The sequence below is a fragment of the Blautia intestinihominis genome (assembly GCF_040096655.1).
In the GTDB taxonomy this organism is placed as follows: Bacteria; Bacillota; Clostridia; order Lachnospirales; family Lachnospiraceae; genus Blautia_A; species Blautia_A intestinihominis.
This window is the reverse complement of record NZ_JBBMEI010000021.1, coordinates 15,944-37,383: the sequence shown is the minus strand read 5'-3', so window position 1 is coordinate 37,383 and position 21,440 is coordinate 15,944. Positions and strand designations below refer to the sequence as shown.

Here is a 21,440-nt window from a genome sequence, read left to right as displayed (position 1 = left end):
GCATCAGAATGGCAAACGTAACAGTTTTTAATATGGAAGGCAATGAAGTTGGAACAATGGAACTGAACGATGCAGTGTTCGGTGTTGAGATCAACGAGCATCTTGTTCATCTCGCAGTTGTTCGTCAGCTTGCAAATAAACGCCAGGGTACTCAGAAAGCTAAAACACGTTCTGAAGTAAGCGGCGGCGGAAGAAAACCGTGGAGACAGAAAGGAACAGGTCATGCAAGACAGGGTTCCATCCGTGCACCACAGTGGACTGGCGGCGGTGTAGTATTCGCTCCGGTACCGAGAGACTATGAAGTAAAAATGAACAAAAAAGAAAGAAGAGCAGCTCTGAAATCAGCTCTGACTTCTAAAGTTCAGGACAATAAACTGGTTGTTGTAGACAGCCTTACACTTGCAGAAGCTAAGACAAAAGAAATGCAGAAGGTTCTTACAAACCTCAAAGCAGACAAAGCTCTTGTTATCACAGCAGCTGATGACCAGAACGTAGCAATCTCTGCAAGAAACATCGCAGATGTACAGACTGCAACAGTAAATACTATGAACGTATATGATGTTATGAAACACAATACAGTAGTAGTTACCAAAGATGCAGTAGCATCCATCGAGGAGGTGTACGCATAATGGCAGATATTAAGTATTATGATGTGATCCTGAAACCGGTTATCACAGAAAAATCCATGAACGCCATGGGAGAAAAGAAATACACATTCCTGGTACATCCGGAAGCAAACAAGTCTCAGATCAAAGAGGCTGTTGAGAAAATGTTCGAAGGAACAAAAGTTAAGAGCGTAAATACCATGAATATGGATGGTAAGAAAAAACGCCGTGGAGCAGTTGTTGGAAAAACAGCTAAAACCAAAAAAGCGATCGTAGCTCTTACAGAAGAAAGCAAAGATATCGAGATCTTCGAGGGACTTTAATCCCAGCTTTCTCAAATGACTATGTGCACGAAAGCACGATAAGAAATTCGAAAGGAGAAACATCATGGGAATCAAAACCTATAACCCATATACACCTTCCAGAAGACATATGACTGGATCTGATTTCTCTGAGATTACAGCAAGCACCCCTGAGAAATCCTTAGTCGTATCTCTGAAGAAAAACGCTGGTCGTAACAACCAGGGTAAAATCACTGTTAGACACCGCGGAGGCGGAAGCAGAAGAAAATACAGAATCATCGACTTCAAGAGAAGAAAAGATGGTATTGCTGCTACAGTTAAAACAATTGAGTACGATCCAAACAGAACAGCTAACATCGCTCTGATCAGCTACGCTGATGGCGAGAAAGCATATATCCTTGCACCGGAAGGACTGAAAGTCGGACAGAAAGTTATGAATGGTCCGGAAGCAGAAATCCGTGTAGGAAACTGCCTGCCACTGGAGCTTATCCCGGTTGGTACTATGGTTCATAACATTGAGCTTCATCCTGGAAAGGGCGGACAGATGGTTCGTTCCGCTGGAAACGGTGCTCAGCTTATGGCTAAAGAAGGCAAATACGCAACATTAAGATTACCGTCAGGTGAAATGAGAATGGTTCCGCTTGTATGCCGCGCTTCTATCGGAGTTGTTGGTAACGGCGACCACAACCTTATCAATGTTGGTAAAGCTGGACGTAAACGTCACATGGGAATCAGACCTACAGTTCGTGGTTCCGTAATGAACCCGAATGACCATCCGCATGGTGGTGGTGAAGGAAAGACCGGAATCGGTCGTCCAGGTCCGTGCACACCATGGGGCAAACCTGCTCTTGGTCTGAAGACCAGAAAGAAAAACAAACAGTCCAACAAGCTCATCGTAAGAAGACGCGATGGAAAAGCTTTATCAAAATAATAAGGAGGGTACAGAATGTCTCGTTCATTGAAAAAAGGACCTTTCGCAGACGCAAGCCTGCTTAAAAAGGTTGACGCTCTGAATGCTGCAAATGATAAATCTGTGATCAAAACATGGTCACGTCGTTCCACTATCTTCCCGTCCTTCGTAGGACACACAATTGCAGTACATGACGGAAGAAAACACGTTCCGGTATATGTAACAGAAGATATGGTAGGACACAAACTTGGTGAGTTTGTAGCTACAAGAACTTACAGAGGACACGGAAAAGACGAAAAGAAATCCGGCGTTCGCTAGAATTAATTTAAAATAAATAATCTGCCTGTTGTCCCGCAAGGGGGCAGCAAGGCGGTGTTACCAGATATCGATTAATTGGAAAGGAGGCACTTTAAAATGGCAAAGGGACATAGAAGCCAGATTAAGAGAGCCAGAAATGAGAGTAATAGAGAGACAAGACCGTCTGCAAAATTATCTTATGCAAGAATTTCTGTTCAGAAAGCCTGCTATGTATTAGATGCAATCCGTGGTAAAGACGTGCAGACAGCACTTGGTATCCTCACATATAATCCGAGATACGCATCCAGCGTTCTGAAGAAACTGCTTGAGTCAGCAGTCGCAAACGCAGAAAACAATAACGGAATGAGCGCAGATAACCTCTACGTTGCAGCGTGCTATGCAAACAAAGGACCTACAATGAAACGTATTCAGCCAAGAGCACAGGGTAGAGCTTACAGAATCGAAAAGAGAACAAGCCATATCACCATCGTGCTGGATGAAAGATAAGGAGGAAAAGCATGGGACAGAAAGTTAACCCACATGGCCTTAGAGTCGGTGTTATCAAGGATTGGGATTCCAGATGGTATGCAGAAGCAGATTTTGCAGATTACCTGGTTGAAGACTATAATATCAGAACATTTTTAAAGAAAAAACTTTACAGTGCAGGTGTTTCCAAGATTGAGATCGAGAGAGCATCTGACAGAGTTAAGATCATCATCTACACTGCTAAACCGGGTATCGTAATCGGTAAGGGCGGATCTGAGATCGAAAAAGTTAAAGCTGAATTACAGAAATACACAGATAAGAAACTCATCGTAGACATCAAAGAAGTTAAGAGACCTGACAGAGATGCACAGCTTGTTGCTGAGAACATTGCACTTCAGCTTGAGAACCGTATCTCCTTCAGACGTGCTATGAAGTCTACAATGCAGAGAACAATGAAAGCAGGAGCAAAGGGAATCAAAACATCCGTATCCGGACGTCTTGGTGGAGCTGATATGGCTCGTACAGAGTTCTACAGCGAGGGAACAATCCCGCTTCAGACACTTCGTGCTGACATTGATTATGGATTTGCAGAAGCTGACACAACTTACGGAAAAGTTGGTGTAAAAGCTTGGGTATACAACGGTGAAGTACTTCCTACTAAAGGAAATAAGGAAGGGAGCGATAAATAATGTTAATGCCAAAAAGAGTAAAACGTCGTAAACAGTTCCGTGGCTCCATGAGAGGTAAAGCCCTTAGAGGTAATAAGATCAACTATGGTGAATTCGGACTTGTTGCTACCGAACCTTGCTGGATCAGATCTAACCAGATCGAAGCAGCCCGTGTTGCCATGACACGTTACATCAAACGTGGTGGTCAGGTTTGGATTAAGATTTTCCCGGATAAACCAGTAACAGCGAAACCAGCAGAAACACGTATGGGTTCCGGAAAAGGTACCCTTGAATACTGGGTAGCAGTTGTTAAGCCAGGACGTGTAATGTTCGAAATCGCAGGCGTTTCTGAAGAGATCGCTCGTGAAGCATTACGTCTTGCAATGCACAAGTTACCATGTAAATGTAAAATCGTTTCTCGTGCAGACTTAGAAGGCGGTGATAACAGTGAAAATTAATAAATTCGTAGAAGATTTAAAGGCAAAATCAGCTGCAGAATTAAATGAAGAATTAGTAGCTGCTAAGAAAGAACTTTTCAATCTGAGATTTCAGAATGCAACCAATCAGTTAGACAATACAAGCAGAATCAAAGAGGTTCGCAAAAATATTGCCAGAATCCAGACAGTAATCACTGAGCAGGCAAACGCTGCTAAATAGTGAATAGTAGGAGGAAATAATCGTGGAAAGAAATCTGAGAAAGACCCGTGTGGGTAAGGTTGTCAGCAATAAGATGGACAAGACCATTGTTGTTGCTATCGAAGACCATGTAAAACATCCTCTTTACAAAAAAATCGTAAAGAGAACATATAAGCTCAAAGCTCATGATGAGAACAATGAGTGCAATATCGGTGATACCGTTAAAGTAATGGAAACCAGACCGCTGTCCAAAGACAAGAGATGGAGACTGGTTGAGATCGTAGAGAAAGTGAAATAAGGAGGAAACCAGTATGATTCAGCAGGAAACTAGACTGAAAGTTGCCGACAACACTGGTGCAAAAGAAATCCTTTGTATCCGTGTTATGGGTGGCTCTACAAGAAGATATGCAAACATCGGTGATACTATCGTTGCTACTGTTAAAGATGCAACACCAGGCGGCGTTGTTAAAAAAGGTGACGTAGTTAAAGCTGTTGTTGTTCGTACCAAAAAAGGCGCTCGTCGTAAAGACGGATCTTACATCCGTTTCGATGAAAACGCAGCCGTAATCATTAAAGACGATTTAACTCCGAAAGGAACACGTATCTTTGGACCAGTTGCCAGAGAGCTTCGTGAGAAGAAATTCATGAAGATCGTTTCCTTAGCTCCGGAAGTATTATAGGAGGGTGCCTAATGTCAGCTATGAAAATTAAAAAAGGCGACACTGTTAAAGTAATCGCTGGTAAAGATAAAGGCAAAGAAGGCAAAGTTCTTGCCGTTAACGTAAAAGACAACACCGTAATCGTTGAAGGTATCAACATGGTTACAAAGCACAACAAACCATCAGCAGCAAACCAGGCTGGCGGAATCACAACAAAAGAAGCTGCTCTTCATGTTTCCAACGTAATGCTCGTTGTAGACGGAAAAGCAACAAGAGTTGGATTCCAGATGGATGGAGACAAAAAAGTACGTGTTGCTAAAGCAACAGGTAAAGTAATCGATTAATTAAGAGAGGAGGCATGACAAGTGAGTAGATTAAAAGAACTTTACAAAAATGAGATCATGGATGCCATGACCAAAAAATTTGGATATAAAAACGTTATGGAAGTGCCAAAACTCGATAAGATCGTTATCAACATGGGTGTTGGTGAAGCTAAAGAAAACGCTAAGCTTCTTGATGCAGCAATCGCTGATATGGAACTGATCACAGGTCAGAAAGCAATCGCTACAAAAGCTAAAAAATCAGTAGCTAACTTCAAAATCAGAGAGGGTATGCCGATCGGTTGTAAGGTTACCTTAAGAGGCGAGAAGATGTATGAATTCGCTGATCGTCTTATCAACCTTGCTCTTCCTCGTGTACGTGACTTCCGTGGTGTTAACCCGAACGCTTTCGATGGCAGAGGAAACTACGCACTGGGAATCAAAGAACAGCTTATCTTCCCAGAAGTTGAGTACGATAAGGTAGACAAAGTAAGAGGTATGGACATCATCTTCGTTACAACTGCTAAGACAGACGAAGAGGCTCGTGAGCTGTTAACTCAGTTCAATATGCCTTTTGCTAAATAAGGAGGAGAATTCTAATGGCTAAAACAGCAATGAAAATCAAACAGCAGCGCAAACAGAAATTCTCCACAAGAGAATACAGCCGCTGCAGAATCTGTGGACGTCCACACGCATACCTGAGAAAATACGGTATCTGCCGTATCTGCTTCCGTGAACTGGCATACAAAGGTCAGATCCCGGGTGTTAAAAAAGCTTCTTGGTAGAATTTATTAACTATAAAATTTATAATCGACATGTAAAGTCTGAAAATTTAGGAGGAAACTAACATGACAATGAGTGATCCAATCGCAGATATGCTTACAAGAATCCGTAACGCTAACACTGCAAAACATGATACAGTAGATGTTCCGGCATCCAAAATGAAAATCGCAATCGCAAACATCCTTGTAGATGAAGGATACATTGCAAAATACGATCTGATCGAAGATGGCGTATTCAAAACCATCCATATCACACTGAAATACGGTGAGACAAAGAATGACAAGATCATCACAGGACTTAAGAGAATCTCCAAACCAGGTCTTCGTATCTACGCTGGTAAAGATGAGCTCCCGAGAGTACTTGGCGGACTTGGAATCGCAATCCTTTCCACAAACAAAGGTGTAATCACTGACAAAGAAGCTCGTAAACTTCAGGTTGGTGGAGAAGTTCTTGCTTTCGTTTGGTAATCAGACCGAAAGCATTTGACCTACGAAACTTAATGAGCCCAGCGCGTAAGCGCACGGGCGAATTTAAGGATAGATACAAACTGAAAACAGAGAGAAATGAAAACTTTTCTCTCCGACAATTTAAGTAAGGAGGACAATATTATGTCACGAATCGGAAGACTTCCGGTAGCTATTCCGGCAGGCGTTGAAGTAAGCGTAGCTGCAGGTAACGTAGCAACCGTTAAAGGTCCTAAAGGAACACTCGAAAGAGCACTTCCAACCGAAATGGAAATCAAAGTAGAAGATGGTCATGTAGTAGTTACAAGACCGAACGATCTTAAGAAAATGAAAGCATTACACGGTCTGACAAGAAGCCTTATCCACAACATGGTTGTTGGTGTAAGCGAAGGCTACACAAAAGAGCTTGAAGTCAACGGTGTAGGTTATAGAGCACAGAAACAGGGCAAGAAACTTGTTCTTTCTCTGGGATATTCTCACCCGGTAGAGATGGAAGATCCAGAAGGTCTGGAATCCAAAGTTGATGGAAACAAGATCATCGTTTCCGGTATCAGCAAAGAAAAAGTTGGCCAGTACGCAGCAGAGATCAGAGATAAGAGAAGACCGGAGCCATATAAGGGCAAAGGTATCAAGTATGCTGATGAAGTTATCAGACGTAAAGTCGGTAAGACTGGTAAGAAATAAATAAGGAGAGTGAGAATATGATTAATAAAGCATCCAGAGCGGAAATTCGCGAGAAAAAACATAGAAGAATCCGTCATCATCTCAATGGAACAGCTACTACTCCTAGACTGGCAGTATTCCGTTCCAACAAGCATATGTATGCACAGATCATTGATGACACTGTAGGAAAAACTTTAGTATCTGCTTCTACTCTTCAGAAAGATGTAAAAGCTGAACTGGAAAATACTGATGATGTAAAAGCTGCAGCATACCTTGGAACTGTAATCGGAAAGAAAGCAGTTGAAGCAGGTATCGAGAGCGTTGTCTTCGACAGAGGAGGCTATATCTATCACGGTAAAGTAAAGGCACTGGCAGACGCAGCAAGAGAAGCTGGGCTGAAATTCTAAAAGGGAGGAACAAGACACATGAAACATAATCTTATTGATGCTAGTCAGTTAGAATTAGAAGATAAAGTAGTGTCAATCAAACGTGTTACCAAGGTTGTTAAAGGTGGCCGTAACTTCCGTTTCACAGCTTTAGTTGTAGTAGGTGACGGCAACGGACATGTTGGTGCAGGTTTAGGAAAGGCAGCTGAAATTCCGGAAGCTATCCGCAAAGGAAAAGAAGATGCCATGAAAAAACTGGTTACAGTTGCAAGAGATGAGAACAATTCCATCACTCATGACTATGTAGGTAAATTCGGAAGTGCTGAGATGCTTCTGAAACGTGCTCCGGAAGGTACTGGAGTTATCGCTGGTGGTCCAGCCCGTGCAGTCATCGAGCTTGCAGGAATCAAAAACATCCGTACAAAATGTATGGGATCCAGAAATAAACAGAACGTAGTTCTGGCTACAATCGATGGATTAAGCAAACTGAAAACTCCGGAAGAAGTTGCAAAACTTCGCGGAAAATCTGTAGAAGAGATTCTGGCATAAGGAGGACAAAATAATGGCAAACACATTAAAGGTTACACTTGTTAAGTCTCCAATCGGTGCAGTTCCGAAACACAAAAAGACTGTAGTTGCTATGGGACTTACAAAAATGCACAAAACAGTTGAAATGCCTGACAATGCAGCAACCAGAGGAATGATCCAGCAGGTTCAGCATCTTGTAAAGGTAGAAGAAGCATAAGATATCCAGAGAGTATTTTCAAAAAATAAAAGGAGGTGCCAAAGATGGAATTATCAAACTTAAGACCAGCAGATGGTTCTAAACACAGCGATAACTTCAGAAGAGGCCGTGGACATGGTTCTGGAAACGGTAAAACAGCCGGAAAAGGACATAAAGGACAGTTAGCTCGTTCCGGACACAAGAAACCGGGATTTGAAGGTGGACAGATGCCTTTATACAGACGTCTTCCTAAGAGGGGCTTCAAGAACAGAAATTCTAAAGAGATCATCGCAATCAATGTTGACGTTCTGAATCGTTTTGAGGACGGAGCAGAAGTTACAGTTGAATCTTTACTTGCTACCAGCGCAATCTCCAAAGCAGGAGACGGAGTTAAGATTCTTGGAAACGGTGAACTGACTAAAAAACTTACAGTTAAAGTTAATGCAGTCAGCGAGACCGCAAAAGCAAAAATCGAAGCTGCAGGTGGTACAGTAGAGGTGATTTAATGTTTGAAACTCTTAAAAGTGTTTTTAGAGTAAAAGAGATGCGGAGAAAACTTCTCTACGTCTTATGGATGATCTTAGTCATCCGTATCGGTTCACAGCTCCCGATTCCGGGTGTGGACAGTGATGTATTCAAACAGTGGTTTCGGAGTAATACCGGTGATGCATTCAATTTCTTTGATGCATTCACCGGTGGCTCTTTTGAGAGCATGTCCGTATTCGCATTGAACATTACACCGTACATTACTTCTTCCATTATCATTCAGCTTCTTACAATTGCAATTCCTGCTCTGGAGGAAATGCACAGAGATGGTGAAGAGGGAAGAAAAAAGATGACAGCGATTACCCGTTATGTCACAATTGGACTCGCACTGTTTGAGTCTATTGCAATGACAATCGGATTTGCCCGCGGAAATATCGTACAGGATATGAACATTCTTAAGGCAATCGTCGTGATCGCCAGTCTGACAGCAGGATCTGCAATGTTAATGTGGATCGGCGAACGTATCACTGAAAAAGGTGTTGGAAATGGTATTTCTATCGTACTTGCGGTAAACATCATTTCCCGTATCCCGAGTGATATGACAACTCTTTATGAGAATTTTATTAAGGGGAAAACAATTGCAAAAGGAACACTTGCAGGTGTTATCATCTTCGCAATTATCCTTGTTGTAGTAGTATTTGTCCTTATTCTTAATGGAGCAGAGAGAAGAATTCCTGTTCAGTATTCCAGAAAGATGGTAGGAAGAAAAATGATGGGTGGTCAGTCCACCAATATTCCGCTGAAAGTCAACACTGCCGGCGTTATCCCGATCATCTTTGCTTCTTCCATTATGTCCTTCCCGGGCGTTATCGCGCAGTTTGCCGGTAAAACAAACGGAACTGGCATTGGAAGTGAGATTCTGAGAGGACTTTCCTCAAGTAACTGGTGTAATCCATCCCAGATCAAATATACCTGGGGTCTGCTGGTATACGTGGTACTCTGCGTATTCTTTGCATATTTCTACACTTCCATTACATTCAATCCACTGGAAGTTGCAGATAATATCAAAAAGCAGGGGGGATTTATCCCGGGCATCCGTCCAGGAAAACCTACATCAGATTATTTGACTAAAATGCTAAATTATATTATATTTATAGGTGCGGTAGGTCTGATCATTGTGGCAGTTATTCCGTTCTTCTTCAACGGAGTCTTCGGGGCAAACGTTTCCTTCGGTGGAACATCTATCATCATCGTGGTTGGTGTTGTACTTGAGACTGTGAAACAGATTGAGTCCCAGTTACTTGTCCGCAATTACAAAGGCTTCCTGAACAACTAAAAATGAAGGTTGTGGTGCGTAAGCGTCACAGCCTTGATTTGGTACAGGCGAAATTTATTTGTTACGGTAACAGTGGCATTTGTTTTTCCTGTCCGGGCAGCACCGAAAGGGTGACTGACCCTATATGCTTCATAAAGAAAAGGAGGGTATTTGTTATGCGAATTATTATGTTGGGTGCACCAGGTGCCGGAAAAGGAACTCAGGCAAAGAAAATTGCAGCGAAATACGGGATTCCGCACATTTCCACAGGAGATATTTTCCGTGCAAACATCAAGAATGGTACTGAATTAGGCAAAAAAGCAAAAACATATATGGATCAGGGGCTTTTGGTACCAGATGAATTAACCTGCGACCTCGTAGTAGACAGAATCCAGCAGGATGATGCCAAAAATGGTTATGTACTGGATGGTTTCCCGAGAACGATTCCTCAGGCAGAGTGCCTGACAGAAGCTCTTAAGAAACTCGGAAGCGGCATTGATTATGCAATCGATGTTGATGTTCCGGATGAAAACATCGTTAATCGTATGTCAGGCAGAAGAGCCTGCCTGAAATGCGGAGCTACTTATCATATCGTGTATGCAGCACCGAAGACAGAGAATGTATGCGATACCTGTGGTGAGACACTGGTACTGCGTGACGATGACAAACCGGAAACAGTTTCCAAGCGTCTGAAGGTTTACCACGAACAGACACAGCCATTGATCGACTACTATACAGAGCAGGGCGTATTAAAGACAGTAGACGGAACTCGTTCCCTGGACGAAGTGTTCCAGGCAATCGTCGAGATCTTGGGAGAATAAGAAAATGTCAGTTTCTATTAAGTCAGAACATGAAATCGAGCTTATGAGACATGCCGGTCATTTACTGGAAAAGGTTCATGATGAACTGGCTTCTCATATCAGGCCGGGAATCAGCACAAAAGAACTGGACCGTATCGGTGAGGATATGATCCGCTCTATGGGCTGCACTCCAAACTTTTTAAATTATGAGGGCTTTCCCGCATCATTCTGCATCAGCCTCAATGATGAAGTAGTACACGGGATTCCGTCCACACATAAGATCATCCAGGAAGGCGATCTTGTCAAGATCGATGCCGGACTGATCTACAAAGGTTATCATTCAGATGCCGCACGTACTTATGCGGTAGGTGAAGTTTCACCGGAAGCAAGACAGCTTATGGAAGTAACAAAGCAGAGCTTCTTTGAAGGAATTAAATTTGCAAAAGCAGGAAATCATCTGAATGATATTTCCAAAGCAATCGGTGCTTATGCAGCGAAATTCAATTACGGTATCGTTCGTGACCTCGTAGGACACGGAATCGGAACTCATCTTCATGAGGATCCGCAGATCCCGAATTTCCCGCAGAAGCGCAGAGGCATCAAACTGATGCCGGGTATGACACTTGCGATTGAACCGATGATCAACCTTGGCCGTGCAGATGTTGCATGGGAGGATGATGAGTGGACAGTTGTAACTATGGACGGATCTCTTTCTGCACATTACGAAAATACGATTCTGATCACGGATGGAGAACCGGAAATTCTGACTCTTACAAAATGACAGATGACACAGGAGGTTTTTAATGTCAAAAGCAGATGTAATTGAAGTGGAAGGTACTGTACTGGAGAAGCTGCCTAATGCAATGTTCAAAGTAGAACTGGAAAATAAGCATGTGGTATTGGCTCATATCAGCGGAAAGCTGCGTATGAACTTCATCCGTATTCTTCCTGGAGATAAAGTTACTATTGAACTTTCTCCATATGATCTTTCAAAAGGCCGGATTATCTGGCGAGATAAATAAAACCGTGAGGGGGACAGGCTCAGAGTTACGCGAAGGCCGCATGTCCCCCTCACGCTCCCCCTCTCGGCCACGCGCGTGATGGTGTGGGGGAGTGTGGGGTGTATAGAACAAAAAAAGGACCTTGGATTTGTTCAGGGTTCTTTTTTTTGTTGCCCGAAAATACGACGAAAAATATAAAAAATACAGATTAAACACAGTTACTGTCAGAAGTGTTAGTGAAAAAACAAGAATATTACGTATAATAATAATTACAGAAAGTATTTGCAGAAAAACTGCGGGAGAGTTTCTCAGGTGATCCTATCAAAATAGTGAATAAGAAAGGAGTGTTGTATATGAGTAAAAAAATGAAAGTTTGGACAGCCGGTGTATTGGGAATTATGATGGCAGGTCTTGTCTGTGTAAATGTTTATGCACTGGATGACAAAGATGTGATTGGTACATGGTATGCGAACAGTCTTACAATGGACGGCCTGAGTGTATTCCATCCGGGTGCGATCATGATGGAGATGACGCTTGAAATTAACGAGGGCGGCAAAGGAAAAGTGACAACCAGTTCTGAAGAATCTGAACCGGATGTGAACGATTTTGAATGGAAGATTGACGGAGATAACATTGTCATAACTTCAGATGATGAGGTTCTGGAAGGTGTATATTCAGATGGGAATTTATCTATTGACCTGGACGGGATGACCATGACACTGGGACAGGAAAAAGAAGAGTATGTACCTTATGAACCTGGAAAGGCAGTCGAAGATACCAAGATTGAAGATTTTGATGGTGACTGGAACAGTACTCTAATGTCTGCTTTTGGAATGCAGGTACCTACGGGAACGCTTTTTGACATGCAGATGAACCTCAGTATTTCAGGCGGCAAAGCGACTCTTGTAACAATTGAAGACGGAACGGAAACAACAGCTGAACTTGAAGGGGAACTGGACCAGAATGCACTTGTCTTGAAATCAACAGAAGAAAAAACGGAAGATGAAGAAGAAGACTATTCCTTGTTCAGTACAGAAACAATGAGATTATATCTTCTGGATGACGGCAAATTATGTTTTACAACAGCCGACAGTCTGGATGAGGCTGCAGATGCAGAAGACAGTGAGGAATCAATGGACTGGACTGTCAAAGTATTCTTTGACAAATTGGAGGTAAAATAATCAGATTTTAGAAGATTCTCGTAACTGTTCGCAGGAAAAAGAGTATAAACGAAGAGAACAGTAACAGATTCTCTGCTCGAAGGAGGTTTCAGGAATGGGATTATTTGACAAAAAGAACTGTGATATCTGTGGTGACAAGATAGGGCTTTTAGGAAACCGTAAGCTGGATAATGGCAATCTGTGCAAGAATTGTGCCGGCAAACTCTCCCCGTGGTTTGAAGAAAGACGCCACAGTACAGTAGAAGACATCAAAAGACAGCTGGCATACAGAGAAGAAAATAAAAATGCTGTACGTAATTTTAGTGTCACTCGTGAATTTTCCGCAGACAGATACCATGTATTTATCGACGATAACAAAGGCATGTTTGCTGTGGCATTTAATATGAGTGAGCAGAATAATCCGGATATCGTACCACTGTCAGCAATAACCTCCTGTCGTATGGAGATTGATGAGGACCGTGAAGAAGAGGAATATACTGATCAGGATGGTGAGACCAGATCCTATGTACCGCCGAGATACACATATTCCTATGATTATAAGATAAAACTGAGTGTTAATACACCATGGTTTGACGATATGGATTTTCAGCTCAATACTTTCTCTGTAAAAGATCAGGAACGTGCTAAAATGATGAAGTATGAGCAGCTTGGAAATCAGATTGTGTCAGCGCTTACTGGCGTTCCGACATCTGCGTATGGAGGAATGATGAACCAGGGTTACCCGCAGCAGGGAGGAATGATGAACCAGGGCTACCCACAGCAGGGAACGACTGCTCCAAATATGTCACGGCAGATGACAGCAGATGAATGGGTATGCAGCTGCGGAGCTACCAATACAGGACTTTTCTGTGAATACTGTGGAACACCGAAACCATAAGATCATAAAAAAGTCTGTGTAAAGCCGGTTGCTGTCCGCAAAAATACAGGGAACAGCAGCCGGCAGCAGGAAAAGGGGGAATGCAGTATATGTCTGATATCATAGAATATAAGTGTCCATCCTGTGGTGGTGCGATGGTATTTGATTCAAAATCTCAGCATATGAAATGTCCGTATTGTGATACGGAGATGACGGTCGAAGAATTTCAGCGCACACAGAAAGTCGAAGATACACAGACGGCCAAAAAGACAGATTCTGAAGAAAACTGGTACTCTATGAGTACCGGACAATGGCAGAATGATGAAATAAATGGCATGCGTGTTTATAGCTGTCAGTCCTGTGGAAGTGAGATCGTCGCCGATGAAACAACAGGGGCTACAACCTGTCCGTTCTGCAATAACAAAATAACAATGAAAGGCCAGTTTTCAGGAGATCTGAAACCGGATTACATTATTCCGTTTAAACTGGATAAAAAAGCGGCCAAAGAAAACTACTATAAGCATCTGCAGGGGAAAAAATATCTTCCAAAGGTATTCAAAAAAGAAAATCATGTAGACGAGATCAAAGGTGTGTATATTCCATTTTGGCTGTTTGATATAGATGCAGATGCCCGGATAACATATGAGGCAGAAAAAGTCCATGTTTCCAGGTCAGGTGATACGGAGTACACAACTCGTGAAATCTATCAGGTCTATCGTGAAGGAACGATAAGTTTCGATCATGTTCCCGCAGATGGTTCAAGAAAAATGGATGATACACTGATGGAATCAATTGAACCGTATAATTTTCAGGAAGCGGTGCCTTTTCAGCAGGCTTATCTGGCAGGTTACCTTGCTGACCGTTATGATGTCAATGTAGATGAACGTATAGACAGAGCACGTGAGAGAATCCGTGTCTGTACAGAACAGGCTTTTCGAAAAACTGTTCGGGGATATAATGGTCGCACCTCTGTAAAAGACAGCAATGTGCAGATACATAACGCGAGTTACTGGTATGCCATGTATCCTGTATGGATTCTGAATACAACCTGGAAAGGAGAAAAATTTATCTTTGCGATGAATGGTCAGACCGGAAAAATGGTCGGTGATCTTCCAATCGACAGATCAAAATTCTGGAAATCTGTGGGTATACGTACCCTCCTTATCTGGGGAGTGCTGTATGGTCTGAAATGTTTGTTTTTAATGTAGCAGGAGGGAACAGATAAAATGAAAATAAAAAAGAAAATGTGGTACAGCCTGCTTTCTGTTCTCTGGATATTTATCCTGGTATTTCCGGTAATGGCTTCTGAGATCCCGGAAGAACGCCAGAAACCACTTCTTGTAGATGAAGCCGGCCTGCTGACAGAAGAAGAGAGCAGTGCGCTGTTAAACAAACTTGAAGATATCAGCCGGAGATATGAAAATGAGGTGGGAATTGTCACTGTCAATTCTCTGGAAGGAAAAACAGCCGAAGCGTATGCGGATGACTATTATGATTACAATGGATATGGATATGGAGAAAATGACGATGGCCTTCTTCTTCTGATCAGTATGGGCGAGAGAGAATGGGCTATTTCGACCTATGGTTACAGTCATACGACAGCTTTTACAGATGCAGGGCTTGAATATATCAGAGGTGAATTCCAGAGTAAACTCAGCAGCGGAGAGTATGCAAAGGCATTTAATTGTTTTGCAGATCAGTGTGATGATTTTCTGCGGCAGGCAGCAACCGGTGAACCTTATGATGTTGGCAATATGCCAAAGGCAAAAGTGTCTCCATTTTGGCTCTATACAGATTTGGTTGTCGCTTTTCTTATCTCGTTTGGAAGAGTCAAAGCAAAATCCGGCAATCTGAAATCCGTAAAGAAACAGGAGTCAGCGAAATCCTATGAACGCAGTGGTTCATTGTCACTGCAAAGATCAACGGACAGTTTTGTCAACAGGATTGTTACTCAAAGAACAATCAAAAATGAAAAAGACAGTTCATCTTCTTCCTCCGGTTCCGGTGGAAGCTCATCTCATACCAGTTCTTCCGGACGATCCCATGGTGGAACCAGTGGTAAGTTCTGATCAGAGAAACTTTGTCATTGCTCACTATTCAGACATTATAGTATAATAATTATTATTGAGCATTGAGCAGGCAGTATCCCGAGACATAATGTTTATAACAGGTTACCGTTTATATTTGATCGGTAACCTGCATGCTTTGGGGACGGGGTTTGTCTGGAAAGGAATCATAATGCCATATCAAAAGAAAAGATTTTTATCATATACGACTGTTTTTCTGTGCTTTTTGGCGGCATATATATGCAGACTGATCGATACAGATAATGATTTACTGCATGCTCTGCTTGACCAGAGCCGCACCAGCATTTATCTGGGACTGTACTGTGCATGGGTCACTTATCTGAATAAACATATTGTATACAAAAAAATGCGCCAGTGTCTGACGGCCATTGGCTGTCTGATGGTATTCTGGTTTTTTTTGCGTACAATAAAATATCATGTTTTTCAGGATCCCCTCAGTATACATATCTGCTGGTATCTGTATTATCTTCCGATGATCCTGATTCCGACTTTAGGTTTGAATGCAGCTTTGCTTCTGGAAGAAAAGGAAAATACTAAAATAAAAAAAAGACATGTTTTGCTGCTGCTTTTTGCGGCAGTACTGATTATAGGTGTATTTACCAATGATCTGCATCAGCTGGTTTTTCGTTTCTATCTGAAACCACCTTATTCGGATAAAAATTATGGATACGGTTTCCTCTTTGTGGTCATTCAGGTATGGATCATATTTTGTCTCAGTGCAATGGATGTGATACTTGTTCGCAAAAGCAAAACTTTTGAAAAAAAACGTTTCTGGCTTCCTGTAATACCTGGTATCGTGCTTTTGGGATGGAACATTGGAAATATTCTGCGTCTGCCCTTTATCAGTATCATTGCAGGAGATCTGACAGCAGTCTGCTGCCTTTGTATAGCGGCTATTTTTCAAAGTTGTATCCTGTGTGGACTGATTCCTACAAATAGTCGTTATTTTGAATTGTTTCAGTCAACAGGCAGTCTTGACGCAGAAATAACGGATGAAGCTTTTCGGCGTTATTATTATACAGGAAATTTCCCGAAGCTCTCCAAAGAACTGCGTGAATGTGTAATCGCAGAATCTTTACTGCAGGAAAACGGGATTTTGATCAAGCATATTCCTGTCAGGGGTGGACATTTATTCTGGACGGAAGATATTTCTGTTCTGCTTGACCAGTATCAGGATATTCAGGAACAGCAGGAGGAATTGACGGCACGAAATCAGCTTTTGCAGATGACTTATCAGAAAGAAGCCGCACGCAGAAAATTAGAAGAACAGAATCATCTTATGAATATGATACAGGATCAAACTTACAGACAGTATGAATTACTTTCTCTATATATGAAGAAGTTTGAACAGACAGATTCAAGAGAAGAATGTGATATGCTTCTGAGTAAGATAGTAGTCGTGGGAACTTATCTGAAACGAAGAAAAAATCTTGTACTCACCAAATACAGCTCACAGGGGGATTCTCTGACTATGGCCGATCTGAAGCAAAGTCTGGCTGAATCCTGTGAAAATCTGAAATTATGTAAGATCAGGGCAGCTTACTTTGTGCAGGATAAAGAAAAACTGCTTCACGCAGATGATGTTCTGAGATGTTATGATTTCTTTGAATGGCTGATTGAACAACTGTTTGATGTGGTGAGCGCGGTCTTCTTCCGAGTGACTCAGATTGAAGAAAAATTGCAGATTTCTGTGCATGTTGTATGTCTGATTGATATTCGTATTTTTCTGACAGAGAGACCTGATCTTTTGATACAGCAGGAGGAGGAACAGGAATGGTTTATTCGATGTCCGGTTTCATAAAAGACACCATGAAATTGCAAAATCTTCTGATGATCCTTATGGAAATATGTCTGATCCTTGAATTTATTCTGCTGTTTTCCAGAATTATGCGTTCAGCAGGGAAATGGAAAATTGCGATATCTTCTGCATGGCTGGTTGTCTCATTTCTTTTTATGGTGGGACTGTTGAGTGATCACCAGCATCGGCAGGATGATCTTCCATACGATCCGATATTGTATTCATTTCCAATACATGTATTGGTGATAGCAGTGATTCTGCTGACAGCCTATCTGATTCTGGCGATTCGCAGGGAGCGAAAGGAATACAGCAATACTTTGTCGCCCTGGTCTGTTTATGAAGCTGTAAATAATGTCCCCTGTGGTGTCTGCTTTTCAGATGCTCTTGGACGTATCATCCTGAGTAACGCCAAGATGCAGGAATTATGCAGGATACTGACCGGAAATTATCTTCAGAATTTTGAGATTTTCCGCGATGCCATAAATTCAGCACCTGTTCAGAAAAATATTATCAAGTTAAATTCCGACAGCAATGTATTTTATTTACCGGATGGTTCCGTCTGGATGTTTCAGGAATACCAGCTTAAAGAGCCGGATCTGAAAGGTTATGTGCAGACTGTTGCGATCAATGTATCTGAAGTATATTACAACAATGAAAAGATCAAAAGCAATAACGAAAAATTAGAGCAGCTGAATCGCAAACTGGAAGAAATGTATGAAAAAATAGGCGATGAAATACGTGAACAGGAAACTCTGGCGATGAAAATGAAGGTACACGATAATTTCGGAAGAAGTCTTCTTTCCATACGAAGAATCCTTGAAAAGAAAGAAGAACCTGACAATATGAGGGAGCAACTGGAAAATTTAAAGCAGCAGGTTTATATTCTTACAAGTTCAACTGCTGATAATAAAGAAGACCAGTATGAGGATACGGAAAAGCATGCAAGAGAACTTGGAATATCGATCCAGATCCAGGGGAATTATCCGGATGATCTGATTTACAGACGGCTTACAGATCGCGCTCTCCGTGAATGCGTGACAAACTGTGCCCGTCATGCACATGGAACTGCAGTTTATGTGGAAATAAAGAACAGCAGGGACGGATATCAGATCCAGATTACCAACAATGGTGAGCCGCCATCAAAAAATGCAAAAGAAGGTGGTGGATTATCAGCATTAAGGAAAGCAGTAGAAGCAGAGCAGGGGACTATGAAGACATTTTTTGAACCTGCTTTTTATCTGTTTCTGAATTTTCCGTTAAAGGAATAAGAATATCAGATTACTTCAGTATGAGAAGGGAATGATGCTATGATAAGGGTACTCATTGTGGAAGATCAGAAGATCATGCAGAAATATTTTGAATATATTATTTTACAAAATCCTGAATTTAAGCTGGTAGATACGGTCAGTGATGCCCGGGAAGCAGTAAAAATCTGTAATTATTCAGCAATCGATCTGGTATTGATGGATGTGCAGACCTTTCATAATCATGATGGACTGACTGCGGGAAAGACCATAAAGGAGGAACATCCGGGTACGAAGATACTTGTTGTAACCTCGCTGATCGATCCCAAAGTGCTGGAGCGGGCAAAAACAGGATGTGCAGACAGCCTCTGGTATAAGGACCATGGTGAGGATGAGATTTGTGATGTAATGATCAGAACTCTTAATGGAGAGCATGTCTTTCCGGATGTAACTCCAAATGTGGAATTGAACTGGATCACTAGCGGGGAAATCAGTCCCAGGCAATTGGAAATGCTGCGGCTTTACATATGTGGAATGTCCTACTCGGAGATTGCAAAAAAAATGAACTGTTCCACCTCAGGAGTACGATGGAATTTTCAGGAGATGATCGCCAAGGCAGGATACAGCTGCAAAGAGGATCTGATCGCTGCTGCGCTGGAAAGCAAACTGATCGTTACCACACTGAAATAGGATGTCGAATAGCTTTTATCTGTAAATGATATTGTTGCAGGAAGTATTTTCATCAGGAGATGATACCATAAGGAACGGGTTCATGAAAAAATAAAAAAAATTAAATTAGGGGGTTGTATTTTCCGTAAAGGAATGTTATTATACTGGTTGTACGCGCTGAGGCGTGTATGAACTGCAGATTCAAGCCTATATTACGGAAAAGGAGGATTTCCAGTGAAAGTAAGATCATCTGTAAAGCCGATCTGCGAGAAATGCAAGATCATCAAAAGAAAAGGATCTATCAGAGTAATCTGTGAAAATCCAAAACACAAACAGCGTCAGGGTTGATTGACTGATTTGTGAAACGTGCGGCTGCAGTTTGATACACCCGGAAGGGTTGTTCGGACTGTTTTAATATTTTATTAAAGAAGCATGTATTGCCTAATACCGAGAGGCAACAAAATTTCGGAAAGGTCGCTTTTCGCCAAAGGCGGCTGGGTGTTTTACCGAGGCACCCCAATTAGGAAACTAGAAAAATCGAGAGTTTTTGAAGATGTACCCTATTTCACCTTGCGAGACTGCAAGTGGTACGGTTCAGACGACTTTCAAAAAGAAAATGGAGGAAACAGTACATGGCTCGTATAGCTGGTGTAGATTTACCAAGAGACAAACGTATCGAAATCGGCCTTACCTATATCTATGGTATCGGCAGAACAAGTGCAGACAAGATTCTTGCACAGGCAGGAGTAAATCCTGACATCCGTGTCAGAGATCTGACAGACGATGATGTAAAGAAAATCAGTGCTGTTATTGATGAAACAATGACAGTTGAAGGTGATCTTCGTCGTGAAATCGCTATGAATATCAAGAGACTGCAGGAAATCGGATGCTACCGTGGTATCCGTCATCGTAAAGGACTTCCGGTTCGTGGCCAGAAGACCAAAACAAACGCTAGAACTCGCAAGGGTCCTAAGAGAACTGTTGCTAATAAGAAGAAATAATTCGTAACAAATAATTGATTATATATAGGAAAGTGTAGGTTAGTTTTAAAATGGCAAAGACAACCAGAAAAGCGACTACTAAACGTCGTGTTAAGAAAAACGTTGAACACGGACAGGCACATATCCAGTCATCCTTTAACAATACAATTGTTACTCTGACTGACAACGAAGGAAACGCTCTTTCATGGGCAAGTGCCGGCGGTCTGGGATTTAGAGGTTCAAGAAAATCTACCCCTTATGCAGCACAGATGGCAGCAGAGACTGCAACAAAAGCTGCTCTGATTCATGGATTAAAAACTGTTGATGTTATGGTTAAAGGACCAGGATCAGGACGTGAAGCTGCAATTCGTGCACTTCAGGCTTGCGGCCTTGAAGTAACAAGTATCCGTGACGTAACACCGGTTCCGCACAACGGATGCCGTCCACCAAAACGTAGAAGAGTCTAATTTAGGAGGTAGCTTGAAATGGCAGTAAATAGAGTTCCTGTTCTGAAAAGATGCAGATCCCTTGGCCTGGATCCGATTTATTTAGGAATTGATAAAAAATCCACAAGACAGTTAAAACGTGCAAACAGAAAAATGTCTGAGTACGGTTTACAGTTAAGAGAAAAACAGAAAGCAAAATTCATCTACGGAGTTCTGGAAAAACCTTTCCACAACTACTACAACAAAGCTGACAGAATGCCGGGACAGACTGGTGAAAACCTTATGGTCCTTCTTGAGAGCAGACTTGACAACGTAGTATTCCGTATGGGATTTGCAAGAACAAGACGTGAAGCTCGTCAGATCGTTGACCACAAACACGTACTTGTAAACGGAAAATGTGTAAACATTCCGTCTTACCTTGTAAAAGCTGGTGACACAGTTGAAATCAAAGAAAAATGCAAAGGTTCTGAGAGATACAAAGGAATTCTGGAAGTAACAGGTGGAAGACTTGTTCCGGAATGGATCGATGTTAATCAGGAAGCTTTAAGCGGAACTGTAAAAGAACTTCCAAGAAGAGAAGCAATTGATGTTCCGGTAAACGAAATGCTTATCGTCGAGCTGTATTCTAAATAATAATTAGAACACGAGTAACTGTGGGGAGTTTTCTTCACAGT

Annotated in this window: 34 protein-coding genes; all 34 read left to right on the top strand. The window is 41.9% G+C overall.

Features of this window, described 5'->3' with window-relative positions:
* The first annotated feature begins 8 nt into the window (after positions 1 to 8).
* On the top strand, positions 9 to 629 hold the full coding sequence (rplD, locus tag WMO75_RS08265) for a 50S ribosomal protein L4 (protein ID WP_118252539.1): 621 nt from the start codon (positions 9 to 11) through the stop codon (positions 627 to 629).
* Positions 629 to 928, top strand: a complete 300-nt coding sequence (gene rplW / locus WMO75_RS08260) for a 50S ribosomal protein L23 (RefSeq protein WP_118252538.1) — start codon at positions 629 to 631, stop codon at positions 926 to 928. The genes rplD and rplW overlap by 1 nt, the downstream gene beginning before the upstream one ends.
* A gap of 64 nt (positions 929 to 992) precedes the next feature.
* On the top strand, positions 993 to 1,838 hold the full coding sequence (gene rplB, locus WMO75_RS08255) for a 50S ribosomal protein L2 (protein ID WP_118252537.1): 846 nt from the start codon (positions 993 to 995) through the stop codon (positions 1,836 to 1,838).
* Between the two features lie 15 nt (positions 1,839 to 1,853).
* Complete coding sequence (gene rpsS, locus WMO75_RS08250) at positions 1,854 to 2,135, top strand: 30S ribosomal protein S19 (RefSeq protein ID WP_008707255.1); 282 nt, start codon at positions 1,854 to 1,856, stop codon at positions 2,133 to 2,135.
* Positions 2,136 to 2,231: 96 nt separating this feature from the next.
* Positions 2,232 to 2,621: a 50S ribosomal protein L22 gene (gene rplV, locus WMO75_RS08245; RefSeq protein WP_118252536.1), complete on the top strand. Its 390-nt coding sequence runs from the start codon at positions 2,232 to 2,234 to the stop codon at positions 2,619 to 2,621.
* A gap of 11 nt (positions 2,622 to 2,632) precedes the next feature.
* Complete coding sequence (rpsC, locus tag WMO75_RS08240) at positions 2,633 to 3,289, top strand: 30S ribosomal protein S3 (RefSeq protein WP_005424980.1); 657 nt, start codon at positions 2,633 to 2,635, stop codon at positions 3,287 to 3,289.
* On the top strand, positions 3,289 to 3,726 hold the full coding sequence (gene rplP, locus WMO75_RS08235) for a 50S ribosomal protein L16 (protein WP_019162497.1): 438 nt from the start codon (positions 3,289 to 3,291) through the stop codon (positions 3,724 to 3,726). Before rpsC ends, rplP begins: the two co-directional genes overlap by 1 nt.
* A complete protein-coding gene (gene rpmC, locus WMO75_RS08230; RefSeq protein ID WP_022067328.1) occupies positions 3,716 to 3,925 on the top strand; it encodes a 50S ribosomal protein L29 in 210 nt (69 codons plus the stop codon). Before rplP ends, rpmC begins: the two co-directional genes overlap by 11 nt.
* Positions 3,926 to 3,947: 22 nt before the next feature.
* Positions 3,948 to 4,202 carry a 30S ribosomal protein S17 gene (rpsQ, locus tag WMO75_RS08225; RefSeq protein ID WP_008707264.1) on the top strand — a complete coding sequence of 85 codons (255 nt, stop codon included), beginning with the start codon at positions 3,948 to 3,950 and terminating at the stop codon, positions 4,200 to 4,202.
* 13 nt (positions 4,203 to 4,215) lie between these two features.
* Positions 4,216 to 4,584, top strand: a complete 369-nt coding sequence (gene rplN, locus WMO75_RS08220; protein WP_005424985.1) for a 50S ribosomal protein L14 — start codon at positions 4,216 to 4,218, stop codon at positions 4,582 to 4,584.
* An 11-nt stretch (positions 4,585 to 4,595) separates the two neighbouring features.
* A complete protein-coding gene (gene rplX, locus WMO75_RS08215) occupies positions 4,596 to 4,907 on the top strand; it encodes a 50S ribosomal protein L24 (RefSeq protein ID WP_118698076.1) in 312 nt (103 codons plus the stop codon).
* A 21-nt stretch (positions 4,908 to 4,928) separates the two neighbouring features.
* The gene (gene rplE / locus WMO75_RS08210) at positions 4,929 to 5,468 is read left to right on the top strand and encodes a 50S ribosomal protein L5 (RefSeq protein ID WP_044925691.1); all 540 of its coding nucleotides are present in this window, start codon (positions 4,929 to 4,931) and stop codon (positions 5,466 to 5,468) included.
* A 14-nt stretch (positions 5,469 to 5,482) separates the two neighbouring features.
* On the top strand, positions 5,483 to 5,668 hold the full coding sequence (locus WMO75_RS08205; RefSeq protein ID WP_005424988.1) for a type Z 30S ribosomal protein S14: 186 nt from the start codon (positions 5,483 to 5,485) through the stop codon (positions 5,666 to 5,668).
* 63 nt (positions 5,669 to 5,731) lie between these two features.
* The gene (gene rpsH, locus WMO75_RS08200) at positions 5,732 to 6,133 is read left to right on the top strand and encodes a 30S ribosomal protein S8 (protein WP_005424990.1); all 402 of its coding nucleotides are present in this window, start codon (positions 5,732 to 5,734) and stop codon (positions 6,131 to 6,133) included.
* A 141-nt stretch (positions 6,134 to 6,274) separates the two neighbouring features.
* A complete protein-coding gene (gene rplF / locus WMO75_RS08195; protein WP_349077905.1) occupies positions 6,275 to 6,814 on the top strand; it encodes a 50S ribosomal protein L6 in 540 nt (179 codons plus the stop codon).
* Between the two features lie 17 nt (positions 6,815 to 6,831).
* Entirely contained in the window at positions 6,832 to 7,200 is a 369-nt protein-coding gene (gene rplR, locus WMO75_RS08190) for a 50S ribosomal protein L18 (RefSeq protein ID WP_015542258.1), read from the top strand.
* Positions 7,201 to 7,218: 18 nt separating this feature from the next.
* Positions 7,219 to 7,728: a 30S ribosomal protein S5 gene (gene rpsE, locus WMO75_RS08185; RefSeq protein WP_118252533.1), complete on the top strand. Its 510-nt coding sequence runs from the start codon at positions 7,219 to 7,221 to the stop codon at positions 7,726 to 7,728.
* Between the two features lie 13 nt (positions 7,729 to 7,741).
* Complete coding sequence (rpmD, locus tag WMO75_RS08180; protein WP_118252532.1) at positions 7,742 to 7,924, top strand: 50S ribosomal protein L30; 183 nt, start codon at positions 7,742 to 7,744, stop codon at positions 7,922 to 7,924.
* A gap of 44 nt (positions 7,925 to 7,968) precedes the next feature.
* Positions 7,969 to 8,409: a 50S ribosomal protein L15 gene (rplO, locus tag WMO75_RS08175; protein WP_118698077.1), complete on the top strand. Its 441-nt coding sequence runs from the start codon at positions 7,969 to 7,971 to the stop codon at positions 8,407 to 8,409.
* The gene (secY, locus tag WMO75_RS08170) at positions 8,409 to 9,725 is read left to right on the top strand and encodes a preprotein translocase subunit SecY (protein ID WP_022214200.1); all 1,317 of its coding nucleotides are present in this window, start codon (positions 8,409 to 8,411) and stop codon (positions 9,723 to 9,725) included. The genes rplO and secY overlap by 1 nt, the downstream gene beginning before the upstream one ends.
* Before the next feature lie 155 nt (positions 9,726 to 9,880).
* Positions 9,881 to 10,525: an adenylate kinase gene (locus tag WMO75_RS08165; RefSeq protein ID WP_022214199.1), complete on the top strand. Its 645-nt coding sequence runs from the start codon at positions 9,881 to 9,883 to the stop codon at positions 10,523 to 10,525.
* Positions 10,526 to 10,529: 4 nt separating this feature from the next.
* Complete coding sequence (gene map / locus WMO75_RS08160) at positions 10,530 to 11,285, top strand: type I methionyl aminopeptidase (RefSeq protein ID WP_349077904.1); 756 nt, start codon at positions 10,530 to 10,532, stop codon at positions 11,283 to 11,285.
* 22 nt (positions 11,286 to 11,307) lie between these two features.
* Positions 11,308 to 11,526: a translation initiation factor IF-1 gene (infA, locus tag WMO75_RS08155; protein ID WP_005428560.1), complete on the top strand. Its 219-nt coding sequence runs from the start codon at positions 11,308 to 11,310 to the stop codon at positions 11,524 to 11,526.
* Between the two features lie 332 nt (positions 11,527 to 11,858).
* Positions 11,859 to 12,686 (top strand): hypothetical protein, encoded by an 828-nt coding sequence (locus WMO75_RS08150; RefSeq protein ID WP_118698078.1) that lies wholly within the window; start codon positions 11,859 to 11,861, stop codon positions 12,684 to 12,686.
* 94 nt (positions 12,687 to 12,780) lie between these two features.
* Entirely contained in the window at positions 12,781 to 13,563 is a 783-nt protein-coding gene (locus WMO75_RS08145; RefSeq protein WP_291579762.1) for a DUF4428 domain-containing protein, read from the top strand.
* 89 nt (positions 13,564 to 13,652) lie between these two features.
* Entirely contained in the window at positions 13,653 to 14,750 is a 1,098-nt protein-coding gene (locus WMO75_RS08140) for a TFIIB-type zinc ribbon-containing protein (RefSeq protein ID WP_118698171.1), read from the top strand.
* A gap of 18 nt (positions 14,751 to 14,768) precedes the next feature.
* Positions 14,769 to 15,611 (top strand): TPM domain-containing protein, encoded by an 843-nt coding sequence (locus WMO75_RS08135; protein ID WP_118698080.1) that lies wholly within the window; start codon positions 14,769 to 14,771, stop codon positions 15,609 to 15,611.
* 169 nt (positions 15,612 to 15,780) lie between these two features.
* Positions 15,781 to 17,430, top strand: a complete 1,650-nt coding sequence (locus WMO75_RS08130) for a histidine kinase N-terminal 7TM domain-containing protein (RefSeq protein ID WP_349077903.1) — start codon at positions 15,781 to 15,783, stop codon at positions 17,428 to 17,430.
* Entirely contained in the window at positions 17,403 to 18,695 is a 1,293-nt protein-coding gene (locus WMO75_RS08125; protein WP_243111528.1) for a sensor histidine kinase, read from the top strand. Before WMO75_RS08130 ends, WMO75_RS08125 begins: the two co-directional genes overlap by 28 nt.
* A gap of 39 nt (positions 18,696 to 18,734) precedes the next feature.
* Positions 18,735 to 19,361 (top strand): response regulator, encoded by a 627-nt coding sequence (locus WMO75_RS08120; protein WP_349077902.1) that lies wholly within the window; start codon positions 18,735 to 18,737, stop codon positions 19,359 to 19,361.
* Positions 19,362 to 19,574: 213 nt separating this feature from the next.
* On the top strand, positions 19,575 to 19,688 hold the full coding sequence (gene rpmJ, locus WMO75_RS08115) for a 50S ribosomal protein L36 (RefSeq protein ID WP_003497809.1): 114 nt from the start codon (positions 19,575 to 19,577) through the stop codon (positions 19,686 to 19,688).
* A 284-nt stretch (positions 19,689 to 19,972) separates the two neighbouring features.
* Positions 19,973 to 20,341, top strand: coding sequence for a 30S ribosomal protein S13 (gene rpsM / locus WMO75_RS08110; protein ID WP_022214197.1), 369 nt, complete (start codon positions 19,973 to 19,975; stop codon positions 20,339 to 20,341).
* Between the two features lie 50 nt (positions 20,342 to 20,391).
* Positions 20,392 to 20,787 (top strand): 30S ribosomal protein S11, encoded by a 396-nt coding sequence (gene rpsK / locus WMO75_RS08105; RefSeq protein ID WP_022214196.1) that lies wholly within the window; start codon positions 20,392 to 20,394, stop codon positions 20,785 to 20,787.
* Positions 20,788 to 20,805: 18 nt separating this feature from the next.
* Positions 20,806 to 21,399, top strand: a complete 594-nt coding sequence (rpsD, locus tag WMO75_RS08100; protein ID WP_118252530.1) for a 30S ribosomal protein S4 — start codon at positions 20,806 to 20,808, stop codon at positions 21,397 to 21,399.
* Positions 21,400 to 21,440 lie beyond the last annotated feature (41 nt).

Coding starts and splice junctions, on each gene's coding strand:
- rplD (WP_118252539.1), top strand. CDS start 9: ATGGCAAACGTAACAGTTTTTAATATGGAAGGCAATGAAGTTGGAACA.
- rplW (WP_118252538.1), top strand. CDS start 629: ATGGCAGATATTAAGTATTATGATGTGATCCTGAAACCGGTTATCACA.
- rplB (WP_118252537.1), top strand. CDS start 993: ATGGGAATCAAAACCTATAACCCATATACACCTTCCAGAAGACATATG.
- rpsS (WP_008707255.1), top strand. CDS start 1,854: ATGTCTCGTTCATTGAAAAAAGGACCTTTCGCAGACGCAAGCCTGCTT.
- rplV (WP_118252536.1), top strand. CDS start 2,232: ATGGCAAAGGGACATAGAAGCCAGATTAAGAGAGCCAGAAATGAGAGT.
- rpsC (WP_005424980.1), top strand. CDS start 2,633: ATGGGACAGAAAGTTAACCCACATGGCCTTAGAGTCGGTGTTATCAAG.
- rplP (WP_019162497.1), top strand. CDS start 3,289: ATGTTAATGCCAAAAAGAGTAAAACGTCGTAAACAGTTCCGTGGCTCC.
- rplN (WP_005424985.1), top strand. CDS start 4,216: ATGATTCAGCAGGAAACTAGACTGAAAGTTGCCGACAACACTGGTGCA.
- rplX (WP_118698076.1), top strand. CDS start 4,596: ATGTCAGCTATGAAAATTAAAAAAGGCGACACTGTTAAAGTAATCGCT.
- WMO75_RS08205 (WP_005424988.1), top strand. CDS start 5,483: ATGGCTAAAACAGCAATGAAAATCAAACAGCAGCGCAAACAGAAATTC.
- rpsH (WP_005424990.1), top strand. CDS start 5,732: ATGACAATGAGTGATCCAATCGCAGATATGCTTACAAGAATCCGTAAC.
- rplF (WP_349077905.1), top strand. CDS start 6,275: ATGTCACGAATCGGAAGACTTCCGGTAGCTATTCCGGCAGGCGTTGAA.
- rplR (WP_015542258.1), top strand. CDS start 6,832: ATGATTAATAAAGCATCCAGAGCGGAAATTCGCGAGAAAAAACATAGA.
- rpsE (WP_118252533.1), top strand. CDS start 7,219: ATGAAACATAATCTTATTGATGCTAGTCAGTTAGAATTAGAAGATAAA.
- rpmD (WP_118252532.1), top strand. CDS start 7,742: ATGGCAAACACATTAAAGGTTACACTTGTTAAGTCTCCAATCGGTGCA.
- rplO (WP_118698077.1), top strand. CDS start 7,969: ATGGAATTATCAAACTTAAGACCAGCAGATGGTTCTAAACACAGCGAT.
- secY (WP_022214200.1), top strand. CDS start 8,409: ATGTTTGAAACTCTTAAAAGTGTTTTTAGAGTAAAAGAGATGCGGAGA.
- WMO75_RS08165 (WP_022214199.1), top strand. CDS start 9,881: ATGCGAATTATTATGTTGGGTGCACCAGGTGCCGGAAAAGGAACTCAG.
- map (WP_349077904.1), top strand. CDS start 10,530: ATGTCAGTTTCTATTAAGTCAGAACATGAAATCGAGCTTATGAGACAT.
- infA (WP_005428560.1), top strand. CDS start 11,308: ATGTCAAAAGCAGATGTAATTGAAGTGGAAGGTACTGTACTGGAGAAG.
- WMO75_RS08150 (WP_118698078.1), top strand. CDS start 11,859: ATGAGTAAAAAAATGAAAGTTTGGACAGCCGGTGTATTGGGAATTATG.
- WMO75_RS08145 (WP_291579762.1), top strand. CDS start 12,781: ATGGGATTATTTGACAAAAAGAACTGTGATATCTGTGGTGACAAGATA.
- WMO75_RS08140 (WP_118698171.1), top strand. CDS start 13,653: ATGTCTGATATCATAGAATATAAGTGTCCATCCTGTGGTGGTGCGATG.
- WMO75_RS08135 (WP_118698080.1), top strand. CDS start 14,769: ATGAAAATAAAAAAGAAAATGTGGTACAGCCTGCTTTCTGTTCTCTGG.
- WMO75_RS08130 (WP_349077903.1), top strand. CDS start 15,781: ATGCCATATCAAAAGAAAAGATTTTTATCATATACGACTGTTTTTCTG.
- WMO75_RS08125 (WP_243111528.1), top strand. CDS start 17,403: ATGGTTTATTCGATGTCCGGTTTCATAAAAGACACCATGAAATTGCAA.
- WMO75_RS08120 (WP_349077902.1), top strand. CDS start 18,735: ATGATAAGGGTACTCATTGTGGAAGATCAGAAGATCATGCAGAAATAT.
- rpsM (WP_022214197.1), top strand. CDS start 19,973: ATGGCTCGTATAGCTGGTGTAGATTTACCAAGAGACAAACGTATCGAA.
- rpsK (WP_022214196.1), top strand. CDS start 20,392: ATGGCAAAGACAACCAGAAAAGCGACTACTAAACGTCGTGTTAAGAAA.
- rpsD (WP_118252530.1), top strand. CDS start 20,806: ATGGCAGTAAATAGAGTTCCTGTTCTGAAAAGATGCAGATCCCTTGGC.